This window comes from Pseudorhizobium flavum (genome assembly GCF_044142885.1).
Taxonomy (GTDB): domain Bacteria; phylum Pseudomonadota; class Alphaproteobacteria; order Rhizobiales; family Rhizobiaceae; genus Neorhizobium; species Neorhizobium flavum.
Genome location: NZ_JBIOKZ010000009.1, coordinates 153923 through 176062, shown reverse-complemented (window position 1 = coordinate 176062; position 22140 = coordinate 153923). Strand labels below are relative to the sequence as shown.

Below are 22140 nucleotides of genomic sequence, written 5' to 3'. Positions count from 1 at the left end.
AGGATGAGCATGAACGCGATCACGTCGCCGGAGAATGCAATCGTGTCCCGGGAGGAGTGGCTGGAAGCCCGCCGCAGGCTCCTTCAACTGGAGAAGGAGGAAACGCGCCTGCGCGACAAGGTTCGGGCCGAGCGCCGGGCGCTTCCCTGGGTCAGGATGGACAAGGACTATGTCTTCCAGGCCCCCGACGGGGAGAAGCGGCTTGCCGATCTCTTCGATGGCCGCAGCCAGCTGATCGTCTACCATTTCATGCTGGGTCCGGACTGGGATGCCGGCTGCACGGGCTGCTCCTTCCACTCCGATCATGTTGACGGTGCGCTTGTCCATCTCAACAACCACGACGTGACCTATGTCGCCGTCTCCCGTGCGCCGATCGAAAAAATCGAGGCCTACAGGAAGCGCATGGGCTGGAAGTTCCCCTGGGTCTCGTCCTACGGCTCCGACTTCAATTTCGACTTCCACGTCTCATTCACTCCGGAGGAGCTGGCGAGCGGCAGCGTCCGCTACAACTTCACCGAGATTCCGCGCGAACAGGCCCATGACGAACTCCCGGGCCTCTCCTCATTCCACAAGAACGAGAAGGGCGAGATCTTCCACACCTATTCGACCTATGCCCGCGGCGGCGAAGAGCTGATCGGCACGCTGATGATCCTCGACCGGGCGCCGTTCGGCCGAAACGAGGAAACCACGATGAACTTCGTCAAGCGTCATGACGAATACGAGCAGGCGCCTGAAGCTTCATCCTGCTGCCATTAAGCGGGCGCAATATCGGTACCACGGACAGGAGGAATGGCCATGGAAATGGAGATGGCGAAGCCGCAGGCCGAGCACGGCTTCCTGCAGAGGCTCGTCGGCACCTGGGAGGTCAGGGATATGCCCGATGCCGGCACATGGGTCGAGGTGGTCCGGTCGCTGCATGGCATCTGGTTCGTCGCGGAAGGCAATGGCCAGATGCCGGGCGGTGGCGATGCCACCACAGTGCTCACGCTCGGCTACGATCCCGCCAGGGGCAGGTATGTCGGCAGCTGGATCGGGTCCATGATGACCCACATGTGGGTGTACGAAGGCGAGGTGTCTGCCGACGGCAATACCCTCAGCCTCTATACCACCGGGCCTGACTTCGAAAATCCCGGCAGGACCGGGGAGTATCGCGAGCAGATCATCATCAAGGATGATGATCATCGCATCTTCAACTCCAGTGCGAAGCAGGCGGACGGAAGCTGGAAGCAGTTCATGGAAGTCAATTACCGGCGCGTGTCCTAGGCGCCCATATCGCCCGTCGCAAGCCGGGCAGGAGGAGATTGAAATGCTGCAGACTGCATCGGAAACCAGAAGCGAAACCCACGGCAAGTTCATCTGGTGCGAGCTGATGACGTCGGATACGGAGGCGGCCGGCCGCTTCTATTCTTCGGTCCTCGGCTGGTCGCTGAACGCCATGCCGATGGGGGAGGGCGACGCCTACCATCTCTTTCAGATCGGCGAGGGCGACAAATGCCCCGGTATCGGTGGCATGATGAGAATTCCCACTGAGATGGCCGGTAGCATGCCGCCGAACTGGAGCGGCTACGTTGCCGTCGATGACGTCGACCGGACGGCGCGGGAGTTCGAGGAGAACGGCGGCACCGTGCATCGGCAGCCGGAGGATATCCCGCAGGTGGGCCGCTTCGCCGTGGTGGCTGATCCGCATGGCGCCGTCCTCAACATCATGACGCCGCTGCCGATGGACGACATGCCGCCACCCCCGCCGGAGGGTGCGCCTGGCACCGTCGGCTGGCACGAACTCTATGCCGCCGACCTGGAAGAGGCCTTCGAGTTCTACAGCCGCATCTTAGGCTGGACGAAGGACAGCGACTTCGACATGGGAGAGATGGGGGCTTATCGGCTCTTCTCCGAACACGGCAAGCAGACCGGCGGGATGATGAAGCGCCCGGAGGAGATCCCCATGCCGTGTTGGGTCTACTACTTCAACGTCGAAAGCGTCGAAGCCGCGATCGGGCGGGTCCGTGCCGGCGGCGGCCAGGTGCTGAACGGGCCGATGGAGGTTCCCGGCGGCAGCTGGATCGCCCAGTGCACCGACCCGCAGGGTGCCTTCTTCTGCCTCGCATCCATGCAGAAATGACTAGAAAGCCGGGGCGAGCTCGCCCCGGCTTTCTCCATCGCTGTTAAAGCTGGGTTCATGGAACTGCTGCTACAGGCGTCGGTTGGACGCTCGTGATAGGATGCAGCTCCCGGACGAAAGGCGATGGATGCGCAGGATCAGGCTGATGGTGATTGGACCGCCACCATATCTTTCTCCGGTCGTCCGTCAGGCGTGGAGCCGCGCCGAGATCGATCTTGAGGGGCCCTACAATTCCAGGGATTTCGCGTCCAAGCTCGTCGACGCATCGTTCGATGGAGCCATCATCGACGTCGAATACGATGCAGCCACCCTCCTGCAGGTGGTTGAGGTCCTGGATGCCTTTGCGGTGCCGGCCATCTTCGCCGGCAGCGGCCGTGCGGCACCAGGTGGAGGCTACGCCCTCTCCAGGGATCAGGAGGCCATGAATGCGATCGTCCGGAGCCTGCTTGGCTCCGAAGCGAATACAATGCAGTAACATTTGTAATTGCGCCGCATTTGGCGACTTCTATGGTTCCCTGACAGGCTTTCGGCGCCGGCCATCGGCAGCCGCCCCTCTCGCCTTGCGGAGAATGCCCATGCCGGACCGGTACTTCTATCCCGGAATCCTTGCCTCCGACGACCTCAAGCTGCTTCACGATACGGTGCGCGACGTGCTGCGGGTCGAGAGTGGAGACGGCACTGCGCGGGATCCCGAAGCGGTCGCCAGGATCGTGCTGCGGCTTTACAGGACCGGGCTCACAGAACACCACAAGCTCCTGCAACTCGCTGGCCTGATGGTGGACCGCCAGGCGCTGGTGGGCGGCCCCGTCTTCTGATCACCATTTCCTCTCATCAGTGCCCCGGAACCAATCCGCTATCCGCGGATTGACCCTGATAACGAGGAGTCAGTCGATGCAGGAAGCAGCAGGTGAAAGCCACCCGCAGACGGAGATCGTGGAATTGATCCCCATGTTGAGGAGTTTCGCGAGGCGCTTCTACAACAACCCCCATGACGTCGACGATCTGGTGCAGGAAACGGTGCTGCGGGCGCTCGCCAACCTGGACAAATTCCAACCGGGCACCAGCCTGAAATCCTGGGCTTTTACCATTATGCGCAATACCTTCTGTACGCGCTACGGCCGCGGCAAGCGGGAATTCGTCGGCACGGAGGACTGCGCCTCGTTGCAGCGGTCGATCAATGCCCCGCAGGAATGGGCCGTGAGGATCCAGGAATTCGATCGTGCGCTCGCCGGACTTCCGGAGCACTATCGTGACGCTTTCGAGATCGTATTGATGCGTGGAGAAAGCTATGAATCCGCATCGGCGCTCTGCAACTGCCCCGTCGGGACGATCAAGAGCCGGGTCAACCGCGCCCGCCTGGCCATCCTGAAGACACTGGGGGAGGATGGCATCAGCGGGACGGTGGACATTCAGTAGCAGCCTCTCTTCGCCAATCTTGATGGAATAATCTCGGCTGCTATGGTCGCGCATATGACAGCCCATTTATCGGTGACCCGGCCCGCTTACCTGCAGAAATTGCGGCAGTTTCTCGTCAGGGTGGAGCGCGGGCAGGACAGGACGGCGCTACGCCTGCAGGCGGCCTTCGCCGTTGTCGATATCGCGATCCTCGCCTTCTTCCTCTTCGGTCCGTACCTCCGCGCCGGGCCTTCCTACCTCATCATCGACTACATGATCGCGGTCTGGATCAGCATGGAGCTGATTGCGAGGGCGCTTGTTGCACCGACTTGGCGCATCTTCTTCCGTCGGTTCATGACCTGGATCGACATCATCATCCTCGCGACGCTGCTTTTTCCCGATGTATTGTTCAACTTCGCCTTCCTCAGAGCCATGCGTCTATGGGCGATCGGGAGTAGTCCGCTGCTGCAGCATGGTCTCCGGCGCGCCGGATATGCACACCTGCTCGATGTCGTCCGGGCGCTGATCAACCTCCTGGTTTTCCTGTTCATCGTGACCGGCTTCGTCTACACGAGCTTCTTCTACAATCGGCCGGGCGAGCAGGGTTTCGTCGATGCTCTCTATTTCACGGTCGCCTCCATTACGACCACCGGCTACGGCGATATCACCCTTCCAGGAACCGCCGGAAAGCTCACCTCGGTGGTGACCATGATCGTCGGGATCTCCCTCTTCGTGCGACTGGCTCAGGCGGTGGTGCGTCCGAACAAGGTCCATTACCCCTGTCCCCAATGCGGGCTGCAGCGACACGAGCAGGACGCCGTTCACTGCAAGGCCTGTGGGGAGATGCTGAAGATTCCCGACGACGGCGACTGACAAGCCCTTTGCCATTCAGACTCTGTTTGCTCCCGCTTGGGCAACCGCCTAGAAGCGGTTCAATCAAAGGAGAATGGTCATGGCCGATGCGGATGACGAATATGTTTATGACGAAGCGACCGGCGAGTGGCGCCCCGCGTCCGAAATGGCCGCAGCGGCCGCGCAGGCTGCAGAGGTGCGCGACGCCTCCGGCAATGTGCTGAAGGATGGAGATTCCGTCACCCTCATCAAGGACCTGAAGGTCAAGGGTGCCGGCCAGACGCTGAAGCAGGGAACCGTCATCCGCTCGATCCGCCTCACCGACAATCCCGAAGAAATCGACTGCCGCCACGACGCCATCAAGGGCCTCGTGCTGCGCACGGAATTCGTCCGCAAGCGGTGATTGCCCGCCAGGCGGTGCCGCCCGGCGTTGCTAGCGCTTCAGGCTGCCGAGGATGCCGCGCACGATCGCGCGGCCGAGGGAGCTTGCGACCGAACGGGCGGCGCTCTTCATCGCCGCCTCGACGACCGTTTCGCGTTGGCGGGTGGAGGTGCGCCGCGGCGCCGGCTTTCCCGCCGGCTCGTCGCCGAAGCCGGGCAGGCTCCAGCGGCCGGCAGCACTTTCCGTCTCACGCTCCTCCTCTTCCCGCTGCGCGGCCTCTGCTTTTGCCGCCTTTTCCGCGCGCTCCATCAGGATTTCGTAGGCTGACTCCCGATCGATATCGCGGTCGTACTGGCCGGCGATCGGGCTCCGGCTAATGATTTCCCGCCGCTCGGCGTCGGTCAGCGGCCCGATCCGCGACGAAGGCGGCCGGATCAGCGTTCGCTCGACCATGGACGGAGCGCCCTTGCCCTCCAGCGTCGAGACGAGCGCCTCGCCGGTACCGAGTGCGGTGATCGCCTCCTGCGTATCGAAGGCCGGATTGGTGCGGAAGGTATCGGCCGCAGTCTTCACGGCTTTCTGCTCGCGCGGCGTATAGGCGCGCAGCGCGTGCTGTACCCGGTTGCCGAGCTGCGCCAGCACCGTCTCCGGCACGTCGAGCGGGTTCTGCGTCACGAAATAGACTCCGACGCCTTTTGACCGGATGAGCCGAACCACCTGCTCGACCCGCTCGATCAGAACCTTGGGGGCTTCGTCGAAGAGCAGGTGCGCCTCGTCAAAGAAGAAGACGAGCCTCGGCTTGTCCGGATCGCCGACCTCCGGCAGTTCCTCGAAGAGTTCCGAGAGCAGCCACAGCAGGAAGGTCGCATAGAGCCGCGGATTGTTCATCAGCTTGTCGGCGGCGAGCACCGTGATCATGCCGCGCCCGTCCTGCGTCGTGCGCATCAGGTCGCGGATGTCGAGGGCGGGCTCTCCAAAGAAGTATTCCGCGCCCTGTTGCTCGAGCACCAGGAGAGCCCGCTGCAGAGAGCCCACCGAGGCCTTGGAGACGAAGCCGTAGCGGGTGGAGATCTCCCCGGCATGCTCGCCCATGTAGTTGAGGAGCGCCTGCAAGTCCTTAAGGTCGAGCAGTGCCATTCCGCCTTCGTCGGCGATCTTGAAGGCGATGTTCAGCACGCCCTCCTGCGCCTCGGTGGCGTTCATCAGACGCGCCAGAAGAAGCGGTCCCATTTCCGCGACCGTGCTGCGCACGCGATGCCCCTTCTCCCCGTAGAGGTCGAGAAAGATCACCGGCGAGGCGGCGAATTCGTAGTCGGAGAACTGGATCTGCTCGGCGCGCTTCAGGAGGAAGTCCTTCTCCTCGCCGGCTGCGGCAATGCCGGAAAGGTCTCCCTTGATGTCGGAGCAGAATACCGGGACGCCGGCATTGGAGAAGCTCTCGGCGAGGATCTGCAACGTCACCGTCTTGCCCGTTCCCGTCGCCCCGGTGATCAGGCCGTGCCGGTTGCCGAACCTCAGCTCCAGATATTCAGGCTTGTTGAAGGAGTCGTCGGGATTCCGGCTGCCGCCGAGAAAAAGTTTTCCCTCTTCGATCATGCAACTGGCGCTCCCTCGCAGCGTTACGGCTCAAAGGGTTATAGAGGCAGCCGAAGTGCCCGGCAACGGTCGCGCCGGCTGGCTTCGGCCAGCGTTGACGTATAGGGAGCGGCTAGATGCAGGAGGACGTGATGGAGGCGGAGAGGCGTGAGCCGGGACGAGGCCGCGAGGCCGAAACGCCCCAACAGATACCGGCCAAGGGCATGAAGGATGTCTTCTGGCGCCTCTATGCCGCCATCAACGAAGATCGCGTCATGCTGGTCGCGGCGGGCGTCACCTACTACCTCCTGCTGGCGCTCTTTCCTGCCATGGCGGCACTGGTCTCGCTCTACGGCTTCTTCGCCAGCCCCAGCCAGATAGCCGAGCGGATCCAGTTCCTGGGCGCCGTCATGCCGGCGGATGCGTTGAACATCTTCCTGGAACAGCTGCGTTCCCTCGCTTCTCAGGATAGCTCGTCCCTCAGCCTGGGCTTGATCGCTGGTCTCGGCATTGCCCTGTGGAGCACCAACAACGGCATGAAGGCGCTGTTTCAGGCGATGAACGTTGCCTATGAGGAGGAGGAGAAGCGCAGCTTCCTGAAGCTCACCGGGATCTCGCTTCTGTTTACGCTCGGGACGCTCATCCTGATCGTTGTGCTGATTGTCGCGGTGGGTGTCGTGCCGGCGGTACTCTCCTTCCTTTCCCTCGGCAGTTGGGCCGAAACGCTGATCAACACGCTCCGCTGGCCGATCCTGCTTCTCATCATCATGGCGGGCATCACCTTGCTCTACCGCTACGGGCCGAGCCGCGAAGATGCTCGATTTCGCTGGCTCAGCTGGGGCGTCATCTTTGCGACCGTGTCCTGGCTTCTCGCTGCTGTCGCCGTGTCCTTCTATCTGTCCAACTTTGCCGACTACAACGCGACCTACGGCACTTTGGGCGCCCTGATCGGCTTCATGGTATGGACATGGGTATCGGTCATCATCGTCATCGTCGGTGCGGAACTGAATGCCGAGCTCGAGCATCAGACGGCGCAGGATTCCACGACCGGGCCTGAACAGCCGATGGGCGAGAGAGGCGCTTATATGGCTGACCACGTTGGCAAAGCCTCTTCCTGATCGAGATCGGTTGATCGGCTCCGGGATCTGCGCGATTGGCTCTGGACGTCGATTGCGGTTCCGTATTACCTTGACGTCAACGTCAAACACTTCGAGGAGAAAATTGATGAACGAACTCGTCACGCGCGTGGCCGACAATGTCGGCATCACCCCGGACACGGCCGAGAAGGCCGTCGGCATGATGCTCGGTTTCCTGCAGCGTGAAGCTGATGACGGCGCGGTCGCCCGGATGATCGAAGCTATTCCCGGCGCCCCGGAACTGGTCGCAAAGTTCAACGGCGAGGGGCAGGGCGGCGGTGGTCTGCTCGGCGGCCTGATGGCGAGCTTCGGCGGCGGGGTTATGGCGCTCGGCCAGCAGCTCATGGGCCTCGGCCTCGGCATGGGCGAGATCACCTCGCTCGCCAAGGAAACCATCAAGGTCGCCCGTGAACACGCCGGCGACGAGACGGTCGATACCGTGGTCTCCTCCGTCCCGGGCCTCAGCCAGTTCGTCTGATCCGATACTGCTTTCAAACATAGAAAAGCCGCCGGCACTCCTGGCGGCTTTTCATTTGGCTCAATCCCATTCCGGCGCCAGATGGCCCGGATTGACGATACGGCCGTCGGGGCGGGCGAGCTTGTGGATCTCCGCCATCTCGCCGTCGCCGAGGGCGAAGTCGAAGATGTCGAAATTCTCCCTGAGCCGGCTCTCCGTCGCAGTCTTCGACAGCGCGATCACGTCCTTCTGCTGCACGGCCCAGCGCAGAGCCACCTGGGCCGCCGTCTTGCCGTGCCGGGCGCCGATGTCGCGCAGCACCGGATCATGCGGCACCTTGCCGTCCGCCATCAGGTAGTAAGCGGTGATCGACATGCCCGTCTTGCGGGCCTCGCCAATCACCTTGGTCTGATCGAGATAGGGGTGGTACTCGATCTGGTTCGTGACGATGGGCGCGTCCGAGAGCTTGAGCGCCTCGGCCATCAGCGCAGCCGAGAAGTTCGAAATGCCGATATTCCTGACCTTGCCGGCCCGGCGCAGCTCGTTTAGTGCGCCGATACGATCGGCAAGCGGCATCTCGCTTTGCGGCCAGTGGAGGAGGAGAAGGTCCACATAGTCCGTCTTCAGCTTCGCGAGGCTTTCGTCCACGGAGGTAATGAAGGCGTCGTGCCCGACGCGGTCGACCCACACCTTCGTTGTCAGGAAGATATCGGCGCGCGGAATGCCGGAAGAATGGAGCACATCGCCGACGGCCGCCTCGTTCTTGTAGATCTGCGCGGTGTCGACATGGCGGAAACCGATCTTCAAGGCTTCCGGCAGGATCCGGTGCACGTCCTCCTCGGGCATGCGGAAGGTCCCGAAGCCGAGGGCGGGGATGTTCGCGCCGTTTGCGCTGACTGAATGCATGGAAGTACTCCTCTGGTGCGCCCGTCGCACCCGGGCGGAAATGCGGCTCCTTCTACATGGGCCGCAGGCGGATCGCTTCAACTGCAGCCGTCCTTCGAGGGGAGGGACATTTGGAGATTTTCCGACAGCAGGAAGGGGTATATAAACCGATTCAGATCATTGCCAGCAGGACGACCCGCCTGCCCATTTCGAATATTGATAGGGACGGCACCTGCAGTTTGCAGGGGATGCCAGTGGCATCGGATCCGTCCGGAGAAAAGCCCATGACGGAAACGCCGTCTCAACTGGTTGCCAGCCTGCGCGCGCAAGCCCATTCTGCCAATGCTCCTCCAGCGGCCGATGCGACCGCCGAGATCGACGCCCTGCGGCAGCGATGTGAGGCGCTCGAGCGGGAGAATGCGGAACTGCGCCGGCAGGCCGCGCGGGGAGAAGCCATGCTTCAGGCCGCCTCGTCCTTCCTCGAGGCCTATGGCCGCAAGTACAAGAACCTGGCCGGCGGCGGCATTCGCCCGACCGCAATCCTTCTCAACGAAGTGAAGGTGATGTGGGCGGTCCACAACGACTTCCGCACCTTGACGGAAAGCGAGTTCTGAACGCCGTGGCACTCCGGCCTTAGAGAACGAGCCTGTAGAGCAGGTAGACGGTTCCGCCCGCAAGGATCGCGGCCAGAAAGGCCAGCAGGCCGTCGCGCACCATCAGGGCAAGGCCGAAGAGGCCGATCGCGCCCATCGGCAGAGTGCTGCCGAAGGGAATGAGTTCCAGCGGCGGGACTGCGGCGGCAAGCAGCAGGCATGCCGCTGCAATGACCTGAATTGCAGGAGGCCGGGTAATCCAGCGCAGGCGCGGCTTCAGCACCTTGTCGATCCACCGCGCTGGCGGCCGCAGGAAGTTCAGCCCGTTCTTCAGCTTGTCTCCCGGCATCTTGCGATTTTCCACGAAGTCCGGCAGCCAGAGGTGCTTCATCCCAAAGGCGATTTGCAGCGAGAACAGGCTGACGACGGCGGCGAGCGCCGTCGGCACGCCGGGGATACCCCCGACGGGGCTGAGCTCGATCAGCGAGGGGATGACCAGGAACGGGCCGAAGCTGCGTTCGCCGATCTCCTCGCGGATCTGGTAGACGGACACCTTGTCATGCCGCTTTCCCAGGTGGCTGAGGCTCTGCACCAGATGTGAGAGACCTTCGCCGGCCTGTCCGCCTCCGCTGGTCGGACCGGCGTCAGCTTGTTCGGTAGTGGAGCGCGTGCTCATCTCGCCTCCGAATGCTCGGCCTGCAGGAGGGCGGTGTGCGAAAATTTTCGGTGCAGGAGCTTCGGGGTCCGATAGCGCAGACCCGCCGGCCGTTCCGGATCGGCAAGGTCGGATTCGGCCATCAGTTCCTCGTCGGGCGTCAGCTCCCGCAACGGAATTGGCCGAAGACCGCGGCCGCTCTCCCGGTTCAGCAATTCGATGGCCCGGATCAACGAGCCGTCTGCACGGCGCAGGCCGGCCTCCACCTCTTCGATCGGGCGCCCGAGATGTTCGGCGAGAAGCGCGTTCCGCTCCTCCAGAATGGCAGCGTGAAGATCCGGCTGGTCTTCGCCGGCCTCGAGGATCAGATCGCACTCTGTGTCATACCCCATGGACCGGTTGTTGAGATTGGCAGATCCGATCTTCAGGATGCGGTCATCGGCGATCATCAATTTAGCGTGCACATAGATCGGTGTGCCGGCATCGTTGACCGGGTGGTAGATGCGGAAGCGGTCGTGCAGGTCCGCGTCGTGAACCAGTTTCATCAGCCGCACCCGGGCGGAATCCATCGCCTTCGATTCCAGCCAGCCATTGGCGCCTTCAGGGTTTATGAGGACCACTTCCGGTCCGTCCGGCTCCCTCAGTCGCTTCGCAATCGCCTCTGCGATCCGGCGGGAGGCGAAGTACTGGCTTTCGATGTAGAGGGATTTGCGGGCCGCGGCGATGATGGCGAGCTTTGCAGTCTCGATCTCGACCACCTGTTTGCGCTCCCCATATTCCGGTGCCGTGCGGGCGATCCCGACGTCGACCTCCCGGTACTCCACGGGCAGATCGTCCGGCCAGGGGTCCCAGGACCGACCGCCGTTCTCCGGCTTCGGCAGTTCCTCGCCCGTGGCGAGCTGCCAGCGCTGCCGTGCAAGATCCGCCAGCGCTGCAGCGGCGGGGCCGGAACAGCAGCTCGTCGCGTCGTGCCAGGGGTCTTCGGCAAACCCTAAGGGGGAGCGTCGCGCCGGATCCTTCTCCTTGTGGTCCCTGGTATCCCACCGCCCGATCGTCATGTCGATACCGCCGCAGAAGGCCACCTTGTCGTCGACGACGAGAAGCTTCATGTGGTGCGCCGACAAGGCCGGATGCGCGCCATCCAGTTTCAGATGGATGCGGCTGTTGAACAGCCAGCGCAGGATGTAGAACGGGGTCTCGCCACGGGTCAGGGACGCGATCAGGCCCACATCCCACTTGAGGATGCGGATGTCGATCTCCTCGTTCCGGCGCGCCAGTGAATTGAGGAAGCGGCCGAGCTTGTCCGGCCTTTGTGCCTCCGGATTGCCCGGCTCCAGCCGGATACGCGTATCGAAGTCCCAGCCGATCAGGTAGATCGACCGCTTCGCCTTCAACATCGCCTGCTTGGCATACCGGAAGAAATCAGCCGCATCGACGATGACCGAGAAACGGTCGGCCCGCGCCACGCGCCAGCAGCTTTCGCCCTCCGCCAGTATGGACGCCATGTCTTGCCTGCCCCACTGTCCTGTTTTCCGCCTGGAGACGCCGATCAGGTGGCACCGCTTCTGGAACGATTCAGGCCGGACGCGGTTCCGTCAGCGACGAAGAAGGGACGATCCATGCAATTCGCGCTGCCGGTGATCTTTCTGCTGCTTATCATGGCGGTATTGAGCACGATGCTCGCAAGTGCGCCGGAAACCGGGGCCACCCGTGACATGCTGACGACCTCGGCGATTTCGCGAACGCAGGATGCCGGGCCGTCCCCTCCCTGACGGGGGCAGCGAACCCGACCGGGGACAAGTTCCGGTGCTGCCTTGAGCAGGTCGCATTCCTGGCGTTTCTGTAGAGCCCCGTCTCCGAGAGATGGGTCTGTGGATATGTCTTGCGTTCCGTCCCGGAGTTTCCCATGCGTCTGCCCTTCCTGTTCTTCATGCTCTTCTTGCTCGGCTGCATCCTGAGCATCGTGCTTCTTGACCGGTTCGGATCCGTGCGCATGCAGGACAGTCCGATCGAAGCCGTTCGGCCGGATCGCAATCCCCTGCTTCCGCCGCCCAGCCGCTCCTGACGGCCGTCGCCCCTTCGCATGATATTTTGTGATCGACCCATTCCGCATCCTGCTGGATTCCGAAAAAGGTCGAACGAAATCAATGCTGCGTCTTGAAGCTTGGGCGACTGAAGAGGCGCGCGCGCGACAACATTTGTCTTGACCTCGCCGGTTGTCGGGGCCTTCATTCCCGCCGAACGCAAGGAGACGACGATGCCCGTGAATACCGCACCCCGCACAGCAACCTGGACCTATGTCGAAGGCGAATGGCTGGAGGGCAATCCACCGCTCATCGGCCCGACCTCCCATGCGATGTGGCTCGGCTCCACGGTGTTTGACGGCGCGCGCTGGTTCGACGGCCTGTCGCCCGACCTCGACCTGCACTGCCAGCGCGTCAACCGCTCCGCCACCAACATGGGCCTGAAGCCTACCATGGAAGCGGGCGAGATCGAGCGGCTGGCGCTGGAAGGCGTGAAGAAGTTTGACGGCAAGACAGCGATCTACATCAAGCCCATGTACTGGGCCGAGCACGGCACGTCCTTCAGCGTCGTGGCGCCCGACCCGGAATCGACCCGCTTCGCGCTCTGCCTCTTCGAGGCGCCAATGCACGCGGCAAAGCCGTCCTCGCTCACCGTCTCTCCCTATCGCCGCCCCAACCCGGAAGTGGCGATGACGGCCGCCAAGACCGGCAGCCTCTATCCCAACAGCGGCCGCATGATCATCGAGGCCCGCTCGCGCGGCTTCGACAATGCACTGGCCCGCGACATGAACGGCAATGTCGCCGAAACGGCCTCCTCCAACATCTTCATGGTCAAGGACGGCGTGGTGATGACGCCCGTTGCCAACGGCACCTTCCTCTCCGGCATCACCCGTGCCCGTGTGATCGGCCTCCTGCGCGAGGCGGGCCATGACGTCCGCGAGGTGACCCTGACGGTCGAGGATTTCCGCAATGCCGACGAGATCTTCACCTCCGGCAACTATTCCAAGATCGTGCCGGTGACGAAGCTCGACGACCGCGACCTCCAGGAAGGCCCCGTCGCCCGCAAGGCGCTCGACCTCTACATGGACTGGGCCCGCTCCACCGCCGCCTGAGGCTGCCCTGACGGTTCCGCCGCGCGGCCTAGAGCAGCCGGGCGGCGGCGGTGCCAATGATGATCAGCGAGACGGCGATCATCAGCGGCTTTACCGGCAGGCGCTTGAGGACGAGCGCGCCGAAGGGGGCGGCGAGCACGCCGCCGATGATGAGGCCGATCGCAGCGGAAAGCTCCGACCAGCCGAGCGCGAGGATGAAGGTGGCGGAGATCACCGTCGTCACGGCAAACTCGGTGAGGTTAGTGGAGCCGATCACCTTCTTCAGGTCATGGCCGCGGCCGAGCAGCGTACTCGTCACGATCGGCCCCCATCCGCCGCCGCCCATGGCGTCGAGCAGCCCCCCGACCCCGCCGACATAGGGGACGATCCAGTCTCGCACGTCGCGCGGCCATTTTGGCCGGAAGGCGCGGAACAGGATGAAGCAGCCGATCCCGATCAGGTAGAGCGAGATGAAGGGCGCGATTACCGAGCCGTCGATATTGGAGAGCACATAGGCGCCGATCGCCCCGCCCAGCATGCCGGCGGGCGCCAGCCGCGCCACCAGCCGCCAGTCGACGTTGCGATGATAGGCGTGTGAGAGGCCGGAGGCGGCCGTGGTGAAGCATTCCGTCACATGCACCATGGCGCTGGCGATGGCGGGTGGCACCCCGAGCGACAGCAGGAGCGTCGTGGTGAGGACGCCGAAGGCGAGGCCCAGCGCTCCGTCGATGATCTGCGCGACGAAGCCGACGGCGATGAAGAGAAGGAGATCGGTGCTCAGGACGTCGGGCATGCCATCTCCACGAAAGGGGCGCGTGCCGCAACATGCCGCAATGCAGCGCCGTTTCGCAAGCGCCCACCGGCATCATTCACGCAAGCGCCATCTCGTCGTGATCCGCCGCTGGCGGTGATAGTGCGGAGCCCGAACCGGCCGCAGTCCGCCGACTTTTCTTCCTTCGCGCCGGTTGCAGCATGACTTGCCTCTGGCGGCCCGATTTTTGGCAAGCGGCCCGTTGCCACCCGTCCGCTTGGAACCTATGTTCCGGCTCGACGCTGTTCACGGTATTTTGCCGAAAAGGAGTAAGATCATGGCCTTTGTACTTCCCGAACTCCCCTACGCCTACGACGCGCTGGCGCCCTACATGTCGGCGGAGACGCTGGAATACCACCACGACAAGCACCACAAGGCCTATGTGGACACCGGCAACAAGCTGGCCTCCGAGGCAGGCATGGGAGATCTTCCCGTCGAGGATGTGATCCGCAAGTCCTACGGCACGCACCAGACGCTCTTCAACAATGCCGGCCAGCACTATAACCACATCCACTTCTGGAACTGGATGAAGAAGGATGGCGGCGGCACCAAGCTGCCGGGCAAGCTGCAAGCCGCGATCGACAGCGATCTCGGCGGCTACGACAAGTTCAAGTCGGATTTCGTTGCAGCCGGCACCACCCAGTTCGGCTCGGGTTGGGCATGGCTTTCGGTGAAGAACGGCAAGCTGGAAATCTCCAAGACCCCGAACGGCGAAAACCCGCTGGTTCATGGCGCTGACCCGATCCTCGGCGTCGATGTCTGGGAGCACTCCTACTACATCGACTACCGCAACGCCCGCCCGAAGTATCTCGAAGCTTTCGTCGACAACCTGATCAACTGGGACTACGTGCTCGAGCGCTACGAAGCCGCCACGAAGTAAGTCCTGTTCAGGCAGAACGAGAAAGGGCTCCGGTGACCGCCGGAGCCCTTTCTCATGGTCACAAGCCCGGCGAAAACTGCGCCATCGGGTTCTGGCGGAAGAAGGCGAGGTCCCGCTCGGCCTCGCTCAGCTCATAGCCCAGGTCGTCCGCCTCGCGGCGCGCACGGCGCCGGTCGCGCTCCAGGTCGTCGATCCTGTCGCGTATGGCGCGGCGATCCTTGTCCGCCGCCTTCTTCATATCATCATGCAGCTTGTCGGCCTCATATTCCTTGGAGTTGACGCTGGAGTTCAGCGAATTGATCCGCGAGCGCAGGTCGTGCACGCGCTTGCCGAGGCTGTAGCCGCGCATGAAGTCGGTGGCCAGTTCCGGCGGGCAGACATTGTGGTAGGCCCGCCCGGCCTCTCCCGTCGAGGCGCCATTCAGCGGCGTGCAGTAACGCTTGATGCCTGCTTGATAGCCTTCGTACCAGCGCGTCTGGTCTGGCACGGCGCCGCTCTTGGAGCAGGAGCGCACGTGATCGGCAAAGCGGGTCTGCGGATCGTGTCCGGCCGCGCCGTCGGTATCGCCGACAACCGCCCAGTCCGCCACGCGGCACTCTTCCTTCGACATGGTATTGCAGGAGGCAAGCGACAGCAGCACGGCCGCCATGCCCATTATCGGCAGGTAACGCATTTGAAATTCCCCGGTATGAAAGTCCCCGCCGGTCAATAAGCATAGATTTGCTTGCGCTTCCAGTGCTCCACGCCGAAGGAATCTCGGTTAGACTTGACCAGCCTTGGCGTTACTTTGCCAGCCATCCATCCAGAGCCTGCGCAAGCCGTCGCCTTCGCCGCGGAAAAACTGCTGCCCGGCGTCGCAATGCTCCACGCGGTCGGCGCGGAAGTTGCGGATCGCCTGCCGCAAGTCGCACCAGGCGACGATGTTGGCCGTCTGCGAATAGTAGATGAGTGCGATAGGCCGGATCGTCCGCTCGGTCAGCCGGCCGAATTCGTCCCGGTAGTCGAGCTGCAGCGTCTGCTCGTCGCGGATCGCCCGGCGTACCATGGCAAGGTCGACAGCCTCCGGCGCAGGCGCGACGCTGCCCCAGGCATGCAGGGCATTGGCGCTGAAGGTCGCGGCAAGCGGTGGCGGCACGGCGGCGGCGATCTTGCGGTTTACCTGCTTGGCAGCCTGCCTCAGCCCCGTGTCTCCCGTCCGCTCCAGGAGCGCCAGCGACAGCACGATCGCCTCCGTCTCCTCTACCGTCAGCATCAGCGGCGGCAGCGTGAAGCCCGGCCTCAGGATGTAGCCGATGCCGCGCCCACCCTCGACCGGCACCCGCATCGCCTGCAGTTCCGCGATGTCGCGATAGATGGATCGCGGCGTCACCTCCAGCTGTGCAGCGATCTGTGCCGCCGTCACCGGCTGGCGGGCAAGCCTCAGGATCTGGATGATCTCGAACAGCCGCGAGGCCTTGCGCATCTCTTCCTCCCACATGGCAACTGACAGTACGCTGTCAGTTGCCATGCCGTATACCGCCCCAGATCCAATGGAAAAACAAGCCGCTCGACCCTCGAGGGCAATGCGGCCGAGATGGGCAACTGACATGACCTATGGCGAGAACCTCTGGCTTTTCTTCACCCTGCTGTTCGGCATCATCATCGTTCCGGGCATGGACATGATCTTCGTGCTAGCCAATTCGCTCTCCCGTGGCCGCCCCGCCGGCATGGCCGCGACCGCGGGCATCATGGCGGGCGGCGCCGTGCACTCGCTCTACGGAGCGCTTGGCGTTGGTTTGCTGGCAAGCTTCATTCCGGTCCTGTTCACGCCGCTCCTGATAGCGGGTTCGCTCTACATGGCCTGGATCGGCTACACGCTGATGCGCAGCTCGATCGTGATCGACGGCGTCGGTCCGGCGCAGGCAGCAAGCCACGCCCAGGCCTTCCGCCGCGGCGCCATCACCTGCCTGATGAACCCGAAGGCCTATCTCTTCATGCTCGCGATCTACCCGCAGTTCCTGCGGCCGGAGTTCGGTCCGCTCCTGCCGCAGGCGCTGGTCATGGGGCTGATGACAGCCGCAACCCAGCTTGCCGTCTATGGCGGCCTGGCGCTGGCGGCGGGCAGGGCGCGGCAGGCGATCGTCGGGAACGCCACGGCCACGATCTGGATCGGCCGCGGCGCCGGCATCCTTCTCGTCGCCGTATCCCTGGTCACCCTCGCGGAGGGGCTGCGTTGACCGCCTTCCTCTCGGGCAGGGGCACCACGGCGGCAGCCCATCCGAGCAGCAGCACAGCCGGGGCGATCGGCAGGCCGGCCAGCGAGAAGGGAAGGGCAAGGACGGGCAAGAGGCAGACTGCGGCCAGCATGAGCATGCGCCACCTTCGGCCTTGTCCCTGCGGAAGCATCCGTTCCCGCGCATTCTCGGCTGCAGCCAGAACGCAGAGCGCGCCAAGATCGTAGAGCAGCGAATAGGGCGCGATGCAGAAGGTCGCGAACAGCAGGGAGAGACTGCGCGCCTCCGGTGTCTCCAGTCGCCAGGCGAGGTAGAGAAATGTCGCGAAGGCAAGGCCGGCCAAGGGAAGATGAAGCGCCATCGCAGTCGCGGCATCGAGGTCGAGGCTGCGGGCCGCACCGTAGACTGAAGGCATGAGATGCAGGAAGAAGCCGCCGAAATCGGTCATGACGATCGTCTGGTAGGGCAGGTTATGGGCGATATATCCGGTCCAGGCATCCACACCGAACAGGAGAGCCGACACGGCGATGGCGAGCGTCGCCGACACGGCCGCCGCGGCGATCGTCTGCCAGCGGCGTTCCAGGAGCAGCAGGATCGGCAAAAGCAGGCCGAGCTGCGGCTTGATCGTCAGGAGCCCGATCGCCACTCCCGCGAGAACCGGTCGGCGAAACCGCAGCGACAGGCCGTAGAGCATCAGCGCGGCGGTCAGGAAACCATTCTGCGACAGATGCAGGTTGCAGACGATGAACGGCAACAGCAGGAGCCAGTAGCCGCGCGCTTCGGGCGCCCGGGCGAGGCTTGCGACATGCAGGAACAGCGCCAGCGTCGCCAACTGGAAGACGATCCCGCTCGCAACATAGGGAAGAAGGCCGAAGGGCAGGACCAGCAGCAGGTAATGGGGCGGATAGCTCCAGTTGTGCCAGGGATAATCCTGGCCAAAGACCTCCTGCATCCGGGCAAAATAGATGTCCTGGCCGCTGAAGAGGTCGAGGACGTGCCCCTCCATCGCAAGCTTGGACGCGATCCAGTAATTGGCGAAATCGCGGTTGGTCCAGAAGAGCGAGGAGAGGTCCTGGCCGCTGCCGTAGAGCCAGAACAGGAGGCCGATCGCGCAGGTCGCCAAGCAAGCGAAGAGGCGCAGCTCCACATCGGCGCGCTGTCCGGCCCAAGCCTTTCCGGTCATGGCATCGATCCCCGTTCGCCCCGCAGGATGCCATTCACCGGTGAACAAAACGCTGCAAGGGAGCGGATAGGCTCGGCCAAGATTGTCATTGCATTTTTCCCGGTGAAATCACTGGCTTGTTACTTTGTTCCAGCCGCCGAAGCGGCCATGTTGCGGCGCATCATCAACGCCGCGCCGCGGCGTAACAAGGAGATCACTGCATGCGCCTCGAGTCCCTCGCTCTCGCCGTTGCAATCGGCTGTCTCGGTATGTCCGTTGCCGTTGCCCAGGAACCGCAGGTCGTGCGGCAGGAGCAGATGAAGGCGATCGGCCAGTCGATGGGCGCGCTCGGTGCGATCGCCAAGGGCGAGAAGCCCTATGACGCAGCCGTTGTGCAGACCGCGCTTGAGGGCATCAGCACGAATGCCAAGGCATTCCCGGACCAGTTCCCGGCCGGTACGGAGACGGGTGCCGAAACCGAGGCCGCTCCGGTAATATGGGAAAATATGGCAGACTTCGCCGCCAAGGCGGAAAAGCTTGGCGCTGCAGCCGACACGCTTCTCGCCTCTGTTCCCGCCGATCAGGCCGGCGTCGGTGCGGCCATGAAGACGCTGGGCGCCACCTGCGGCGACTGCCACGAAATCTATCGCGTCAAGCGCTGACGCTGGCGCGGCGGAGGCGGCGGGCCTGCCGCCTCCCTCTCTGTGGGTTTCTCGCGCCCGCTCCCCAAGCGGTAACCCATCACCGCCTTGTTACTTTTCCCCTTTCGCCGCAAGGAGCATCGTGCCCGTCGTCAACAGCCGGCGGTGCCGGCACTTCGGGAGGAGTATGCGAATGCTGTCGAGGTCCTGTCTTATTGCCGCTGCCGTCTGTCTCGGTCTTTCTCCAGCCCTTGCCCAGGAGGAGCCGCAGGTCGTGCGGCAGGAACTGATGAAGGAGATCGGCCAGTCGGTCGGTGCCATGGGGGCGATCGCCAAGGGCGAGAAACCCTACGACGCGGCGGTGGTCGAGCAGTCGCTGACGGTGATCAGCACGAACATCCAGGCCTTCCCGGACCAGTTCCCGCCGGGAACGGAGAGCGGCCATGAGACGGAGGCGCTGCCGTCGATCTGGGAGCAGCCGGAGGAATTCCGGGCCAGTGCCGAGAAGCTTCACGCGGAAGCGCAGGCGCAGCTCGCCTCCCTGCCGGCGGACCAGGCAGCCGTTGGTGCGGCCATGCGGAATCTCGGGGCCATTTGCTCGGACTGTCACGAGACATTCCGGGCAAAGAAGCAGTAGTGAGTGAACCGGTGCCGGCGGTGGGTTCGTGCCGCCGGCACCGGCCAAATTGATCGGAGAGAATGCGAATGGCCTTGCGGTGGAGACGGGTGCTGGGCGCCGGAGCGGCGGTGGTTGTGGTCGGCGCCGCGGTCGCCTGGTTCCTGACGAAGCCGGATCCGCTTCCGGATCAGACCTGGGCCAATCTCGGGGAGCCCGATCTCGCCCGCGGCGAGATGCTGTTCTGGGCAGGCGGCTGCACCGGCTGTCATGCAGCCAAGGGCGCGACGGGCGACGACGTCAGGATCATGTCCGGAGGCCTGGCGCTCACAAGTCCCTTCGGTACCTTCCACGTACCGAACATCTCGCCCGATCCGCAGGCCGGCATCGGCAGCTGGAGCCTGGCGGAGTTCGGAAACGCTATGCTGCGGGGCGTCGGCCGGGAAGGGGAGCACCTCTATCCGTCGTTTCCCTATACCTCCTATGCGCGCATGAGCCCGCAGGACGTCAACGATCTCTTCGGTTTCATGAAGACGCTGCCGGCCAGCAGCAATGTCGCGCCGCCGCACGACCTTTCCTTCCCCTTCAACATGCGCCTTGCGCTCGGCGGCTGGAAGTTCCTCTTCTTCGATGACGGCCCGCGTATCGAGCTTGCCTCCGCCGACCGAAAGCTGCAGCGGGGCCAGTTCCTCGTCGAAGGACCTGGCCATTGCGGCGAATGCCATACACCCCGCAATGCCTTGGGTGGTCTCCAGACGGCCCAATGGCTGGGTGGCGGTCCCAATCCCGAAGGTGAGGGCCGTATCCCCAACATCACGCCCGGTTCGCAATCGGTCGGCTCCTGGAGCGAGGCCGATCTCGTCAGCTACTTCCAGACCGGCTTCACGCCTGACTACGATTCGGTCGGCGGTTCCATGGTGGAGGTGCAGAAGAACCTGTCCCACCTGCCGCAGGAGGATCTGGAGGCGATCGCCGCTTACTTGAAGGCCGTCCCGGCCCGGCAGTAGTCAGGTTCGGCGGAAAAGCCTACGCGGGCATCAACCGCGGGCGCCGAAAGAGCATTCTCGTTCCCAGCGTTAGCAGCGCCATCACTGTCCCGCTGGCGAGGAGGATGACGATGAGGCTCGGCCGGTGCTCGATGAAGTCGTGCCAGTCGGGCCCGACCGGCGAGGCCGTGTTGAAGTCGGTTGCGCTGAAGATGCAGAGCACCAGCGACGACCCTTCCTCGACCATTTCAATGTCAACCGCGTCGAACAGTGACCTGGAGCGATCCTGCCAAAAGGGCAGGTCGCGCATGCGCACCAGCATGGCGCGATCGGCGGCCAGATAGGCGTGGCTGCACTCGTTCATCGGGCTTGCCTCGTCCTGGATGCTGAACGGCATCAGGCCCCATAGGCACCGGGCAAACTGCGTGCGGCTGAACGCCAGCAGTTTACGGATCTCTGCATCCTTCACCGCAACCCAGGAGGCGAGCGCGTGGATCTCCTCCCTGTGCCTCGCCACCACCTCCATCTGGCCGTGGCTGAGCGACGGGATCGATATGCCCGATGTGTCGCGTGGCGCACGCAGACTGTGGGCCGCGGTCTCCGATACCGGAACGGACAGCAGCATCATGGACAACAGCAGGCGACGCAGCACGAGCATTCGCGGAAACTCCCTCGGTGGAGGGAGTAGCACACGGCAAGGTTCAACCACCAGCGATTCTCTTCTGCCTGCTGATGGCTCTTTGCCCTAGTGGGAGAGCAGGACCGGCATGCGCAGGTCCCGGAAGACTCCCTTGGTAGCGCCGCCGAGGATGAAGTCACGAATACGCGAATGCCCGAAGCCGCCCATGACAAGAAGGTCTGCGCCGGCCTCGGCTGCAGAAGCCTGAAGGGCTTCCGCGATCGGTCGGCCATCCAGCGGGACGCTTTTCGCCTGGGCGTCGAGGCCGCGCAACTGCAGCGACGAGGCAAGGGCCGGTGCGATGTCCCCGCGCTCCAGCTGTTTCTCATCCTGGATCGTGAGCACGGTGAGGCGCGCGTCATCGGTCAGCAGCGGCATGGCATCCGCGAGCGCCCGGGCGGCAACGCGCGTCCCATCCCACGCAATAGCGACATGGTTGATCTTCTCGGGGATCGCCGACGGAGGCACGAGGATCGCCGGGCGGCCGGACCCGAAGACGACCGCCTGGGCAAGGTCCTGGATCGTCAGCTTGTCCTTCGCCCAGGGAAGCAGGGAAAGGTCATAGTATCGCGCCTGGATGGCGGCGGCGTCGAGGGTGAGGCCTGCTGCCAGCTTTCGGGTGGTGCATTCCGCCTTCACGGCTGTGCCAGCTTGCTGCCTGACAAGATCTTCCAGGCGGCGGCATTGAACGACGCTGTTTTCCTCGGTGGTGCGGATCATTTCAGGCAGGTCGAGGAGAACGCCTCCCAGGGCCGAGGATGCGCGCGGGATTTCCACTGAGAAGGTCTTCGCGTGAAGCTCGAGCCCCAGCGCGACTGCAACCGCCACAGCTGCCGAGACTGAATCGTCGGGGGCAATGTCCGGATAGGTGATCAGGGGCATGTAGGCGAGGCGGGCGCGGGTCATCTCTCTTCCTTTCATCCAAGTCCGGAACAGGTGACCATAAGCTTGCCTGGTCTCCCTTGATCCAGATCAACCATTTTCGGTG

The 22140-nt window shown here is 63.6% G+C and carries 29 protein-coding genes; 19 read left to right on the top strand and 10 right to left on the bottom strand.

Annotated elements, in window-relative coordinates:
* Positions 1-9 precede the first annotated feature (9 nt).
* The 8 genes from ACEPP2_RS17365 (at position 10) to ACEPP2_RS17330 (ending at position 4769) form a co-directional block, all read left to right on the top strand.
* Positions 10-756, top strand: coding sequence for a DUF899 domain-containing protein (locus ACEPP2_RS17365; protein ID WP_152340702.1), 747 nt, complete (start codon positions 10-12; stop codon positions 754-756).
* Positions 757-801: 45 nt separating this feature from the next.
* Entirely contained in the window at positions 802-1263 is a 462-nt protein-coding gene (locus tag ACEPP2_RS17360; protein ID WP_281978077.1) for a DUF1579 domain-containing protein, read from the top strand.
* A gap of 43 nt (positions 1264-1306) precedes the next feature.
* Positions 1307-2119: a VOC family protein gene (locus ACEPP2_RS17355; protein ID WP_281978027.1), complete on the top strand. Its 813-nt coding sequence runs from the start codon at positions 1307-1309 to the stop codon at positions 2117-2119.
* Positions 2120-2264: 145 nt separating this feature from the next.
* Positions 2265-2594: a hypothetical protein gene (locus tag ACEPP2_RS17350; protein ID WP_172973618.1), complete on the top strand. Its 330-nt coding sequence runs from the start codon at positions 2265-2267 to the stop codon at positions 2592-2594.
* A gap of 100 nt (positions 2595-2694) precedes the next feature.
* Positions 2695-2934, top strand: a complete 240-nt coding sequence (locus tag ACEPP2_RS17345; RefSeq protein WP_395517316.1) for a hypothetical protein — start codon at positions 2695-2697, stop codon at positions 2932-2934.
* A gap of 76 nt (positions 2935-3010) precedes the next feature.
* Positions 3011-3535, top strand: a complete 525-nt coding sequence (locus tag ACEPP2_RS17340) for a sigma-70 family RNA polymerase sigma factor (RefSeq protein ID WP_395517315.1) — start codon at positions 3011-3013, stop codon at positions 3533-3535.
* Between the two features lie 54 nt (positions 3536-3589).
* The gene (locus ACEPP2_RS17335) at positions 3590-4387 is read left to right on the top strand and encodes a potassium channel family protein (RefSeq protein WP_142588699.1); all 798 of its coding nucleotides are present in this window, start codon (positions 3590-3592) and stop codon (positions 4385-4387) included.
* Between the two features lie 79 nt (positions 4388-4466).
* Positions 4467-4769 carry an alkylphosphonate utilization protein gene (locus ACEPP2_RS17330; RefSeq protein WP_281978024.1) on the top strand — a complete coding sequence of 101 codons (303 nt, stop codon included), beginning with the start codon at positions 4467-4469 and terminating at the stop codon, positions 4767-4769.
* A 30-nt stretch (positions 4770-4799) separates the two neighbouring features.
* Here the strand turns inward: ACEPP2_RS17330 and ACEPP2_RS17325 are convergent, their stop codons facing one another.
* Positions 4800-6344 carry a helicase HerA-like C-terminal domain-containing protein gene (locus ACEPP2_RS17325; RefSeq protein ID WP_395517314.1) on the bottom strand — a complete coding sequence of 515 codons (1545 nt, stop codon included), beginning with the start codon at positions 6342-6344 and terminating at the stop codon, positions 4800-4802.
* A 116-nt stretch (positions 6345-6460) separates the two neighbouring features.
* Between ACEPP2_RS17325 and ACEPP2_RS17320 the strand changes: the two genes are divergently transcribed.
* On the top strand, positions 6461-7441 hold the full coding sequence (locus ACEPP2_RS17320) for a YihY/virulence factor BrkB family protein (protein WP_395517313.1): 981 nt from the start codon (positions 6461-6463) through the stop codon (positions 7439-7441).
* Between the two features lie 106 nt (positions 7442-7547).
* The gene (locus ACEPP2_RS17315; RefSeq protein WP_281978021.1) at positions 7548-7937 is read left to right on the top strand and encodes a hypothetical protein; all 390 of its coding nucleotides are present in this window, start codon (positions 7548-7550) and stop codon (positions 7935-7937) included.
* A 60-nt stretch (positions 7938-7997) separates the two neighbouring features.
* Here ACEPP2_RS17315 and ACEPP2_RS17310 read toward each other — a convergent pair whose 3' ends face one another.
* Positions 7998-8822 (bottom strand): aldo/keto reductase, encoded by an 825-nt coding sequence (locus ACEPP2_RS17310; protein ID WP_395517312.1) that lies wholly within the window; start codon positions 8820-8822, stop codon positions 7998-8000.
* A 263-nt stretch (positions 8823-9085) separates the two neighbouring features.
* On the opposite strand from ACEPP2_RS17310, the gene ACEPP2_RS17305 reads away from it, so the two are divergent.
* Positions 9086-9415: a hypothetical protein gene (locus ACEPP2_RS17305; protein WP_395517311.1), complete on the top strand. Its 330-nt coding sequence runs from the start codon at positions 9086-9088 to the stop codon at positions 9413-9415.
* Between the two features lie 19 nt (positions 9416-9434).
* Here the strand turns inward: ACEPP2_RS17305 and ACEPP2_RS17300 are convergent, their stop codons facing one another.
* Both ACEPP2_RS17300 and ACEPP2_RS17295 read right to left on the bottom strand, forming a co-directional pair.
* A complete protein-coding gene (locus tag ACEPP2_RS17300) occupies positions 9435-10070 on the bottom strand; it encodes an exopolysaccharide biosynthesis protein (protein ID WP_395517310.1) in 636 nt (211 codons plus the stop codon).
* Complete coding sequence (locus tag ACEPP2_RS17295) at positions 10067-11554, bottom strand: phospholipase D-like domain-containing protein (protein ID WP_395517309.1); 1488 nt, start codon at positions 11552-11554, stop codon at positions 10067-10069. The genes ACEPP2_RS17300 and ACEPP2_RS17295 overlap by 4 nt, the downstream gene beginning before the upstream one ends.
* Before the next feature lie 114 nt (positions 11555-11668).
* Here ACEPP2_RS17295 and ACEPP2_RS17290 point away from each other — a divergent pair, with 114 nt between their 5' ends.
* The 3 genes from ACEPP2_RS17290 (at position 11669) to ACEPP2_RS17280 (ending at position 13185) form a co-directional block, all read left to right on the top strand.
* Positions 11669-11821, top strand: coding sequence for a hypothetical protein (locus ACEPP2_RS17290; protein WP_172973617.1), 153 nt, complete (start codon positions 11669-11671; stop codon positions 11819-11821).
* 134 nt (positions 11822-11955) lie between these two features.
* Positions 11956-12114, top strand: coding sequence for a hypothetical protein (locus ACEPP2_RS17285; protein ID WP_172972402.1), 159 nt, complete (start codon positions 11956-11958; stop codon positions 12112-12114).
* 192 nt (positions 12115-12306) lie between these two features.
* Entirely contained in the window at positions 12307-13185 is an 879-nt protein-coding gene (locus ACEPP2_RS17280; protein WP_395517308.1) for a branched-chain amino acid aminotransferase, read from the top strand.
* 28 nt (positions 13186-13213) lie between these two features.
* Here the strand turns inward: ACEPP2_RS17280 and ACEPP2_RS17275 are convergent, their stop codons facing one another.
* A complete protein-coding gene (locus ACEPP2_RS17275) occupies positions 13214-13957 on the bottom strand; it encodes a sulfite exporter TauE/SafE family protein (protein ID WP_395517307.1) in 744 nt (247 codons plus the stop codon).
* Between the two features lie 295 nt (positions 13958-14252).
* Here ACEPP2_RS17275 and ACEPP2_RS17270 point away from each other — a divergent pair, with 295 nt between their 5' ends.
* Positions 14253-14855, top strand: a complete 603-nt coding sequence (locus tag ACEPP2_RS17270) for a superoxide dismutase (protein WP_152336929.1) — start codon at positions 14253-14255, stop codon at positions 14853-14855.
* Positions 14856-14913: 58 nt separating this feature from the next.
* On the opposite strand, the gene ACEPP2_RS17265 is transcribed toward ACEPP2_RS17270, so the two are convergent.
* Positions 14914-15528, bottom strand: a complete 615-nt coding sequence (locus ACEPP2_RS17265; protein ID WP_395517306.1) for a DUF2799 domain-containing protein — start codon at positions 15526-15528, stop codon at positions 14914-14916.
* Positions 15529-15615: 87 nt separating this feature from the next.
* The gene (locus ACEPP2_RS17260) at positions 15616-16317 is read right to left on the bottom strand and encodes a helix-turn-helix transcriptional regulator (RefSeq protein WP_395517324.1); all 702 of its coding nucleotides are present in this window, start codon (positions 16315-16317) and stop codon (positions 15616-15618) included.
* A gap of 124 nt (positions 16318-16441) precedes the next feature.
* Here ACEPP2_RS17260 and ACEPP2_RS17255 point away from each other — a divergent pair, with 124 nt between their 5' ends.
* A complete protein-coding gene (locus ACEPP2_RS17255) occupies positions 16442-17071 on the top strand; it encodes a LysE family translocator (RefSeq protein WP_142588709.1) in 630 nt (209 codons plus the stop codon).
* On the opposite strand, the gene ACEPP2_RS17250 is transcribed toward ACEPP2_RS17255, so the two are convergent.
* Positions 17046-18251, bottom strand: coding sequence for a glycosyltransferase family 87 protein (locus ACEPP2_RS17250; protein WP_395517305.1), 1206 nt, complete (start codon positions 18249-18251; stop codon positions 17046-17048). The genes ACEPP2_RS17255 and ACEPP2_RS17250 overlap by 26 nt on opposite strands.
* Positions 18252-18451: 200 nt before the next feature.
* Here ACEPP2_RS17250 and ACEPP2_RS17245 point away from each other — a divergent pair, with 200 nt between their 5' ends.
* The 3 genes from ACEPP2_RS17245 (at position 18452) to ACEPP2_RS17235 (ending at position 20494) form a co-directional block, all read left to right on the top strand.
* Positions 18452-18892 carry a c-type cytochrome gene (locus ACEPP2_RS17245; RefSeq protein WP_395517304.1) on the top strand — a complete coding sequence of 147 codons (441 nt, stop codon included), beginning with the start codon at positions 18452-18454 and terminating at the stop codon, positions 18890-18892.
* 172 nt (positions 18893-19064) lie between these two features.
* Positions 19065-19508, top strand: a complete 444-nt coding sequence (locus ACEPP2_RS17240; RefSeq protein ID WP_077547680.1) for a c-type cytochrome — start codon at positions 19065-19067, stop codon at positions 19506-19508.
* 68 nt (positions 19509-19576) lie between these two features.
* A complete protein-coding gene (locus ACEPP2_RS17235; protein ID WP_395517303.1) occupies positions 19577-20494 on the top strand; it encodes a c-type cytochrome in 918 nt (305 codons plus the stop codon).
* 19 nt (positions 20495-20513) lie between these two features.
* Here the strand turns inward: ACEPP2_RS17235 and ACEPP2_RS17230 are convergent, their stop codons facing one another.
* On the bottom strand, positions 20514-21131 hold the full coding sequence (locus ACEPP2_RS17230) for a hypothetical protein (RefSeq protein ID WP_142588713.1): 618 nt from the start codon (positions 21129-21131) through the stop codon (positions 20514-20516).
* Positions 21132-21218: 87 nt separating this feature from the next.
* Positions 21219-22058 carry a universal stress protein gene (locus ACEPP2_RS17225; RefSeq protein ID WP_052637491.1) on the bottom strand — a complete coding sequence of 280 codons (840 nt, stop codon included), beginning with the start codon at positions 22056-22058 and terminating at the stop codon, positions 21219-21221.
* Positions 22059-22140: the final 82 nt, after the last annotated feature.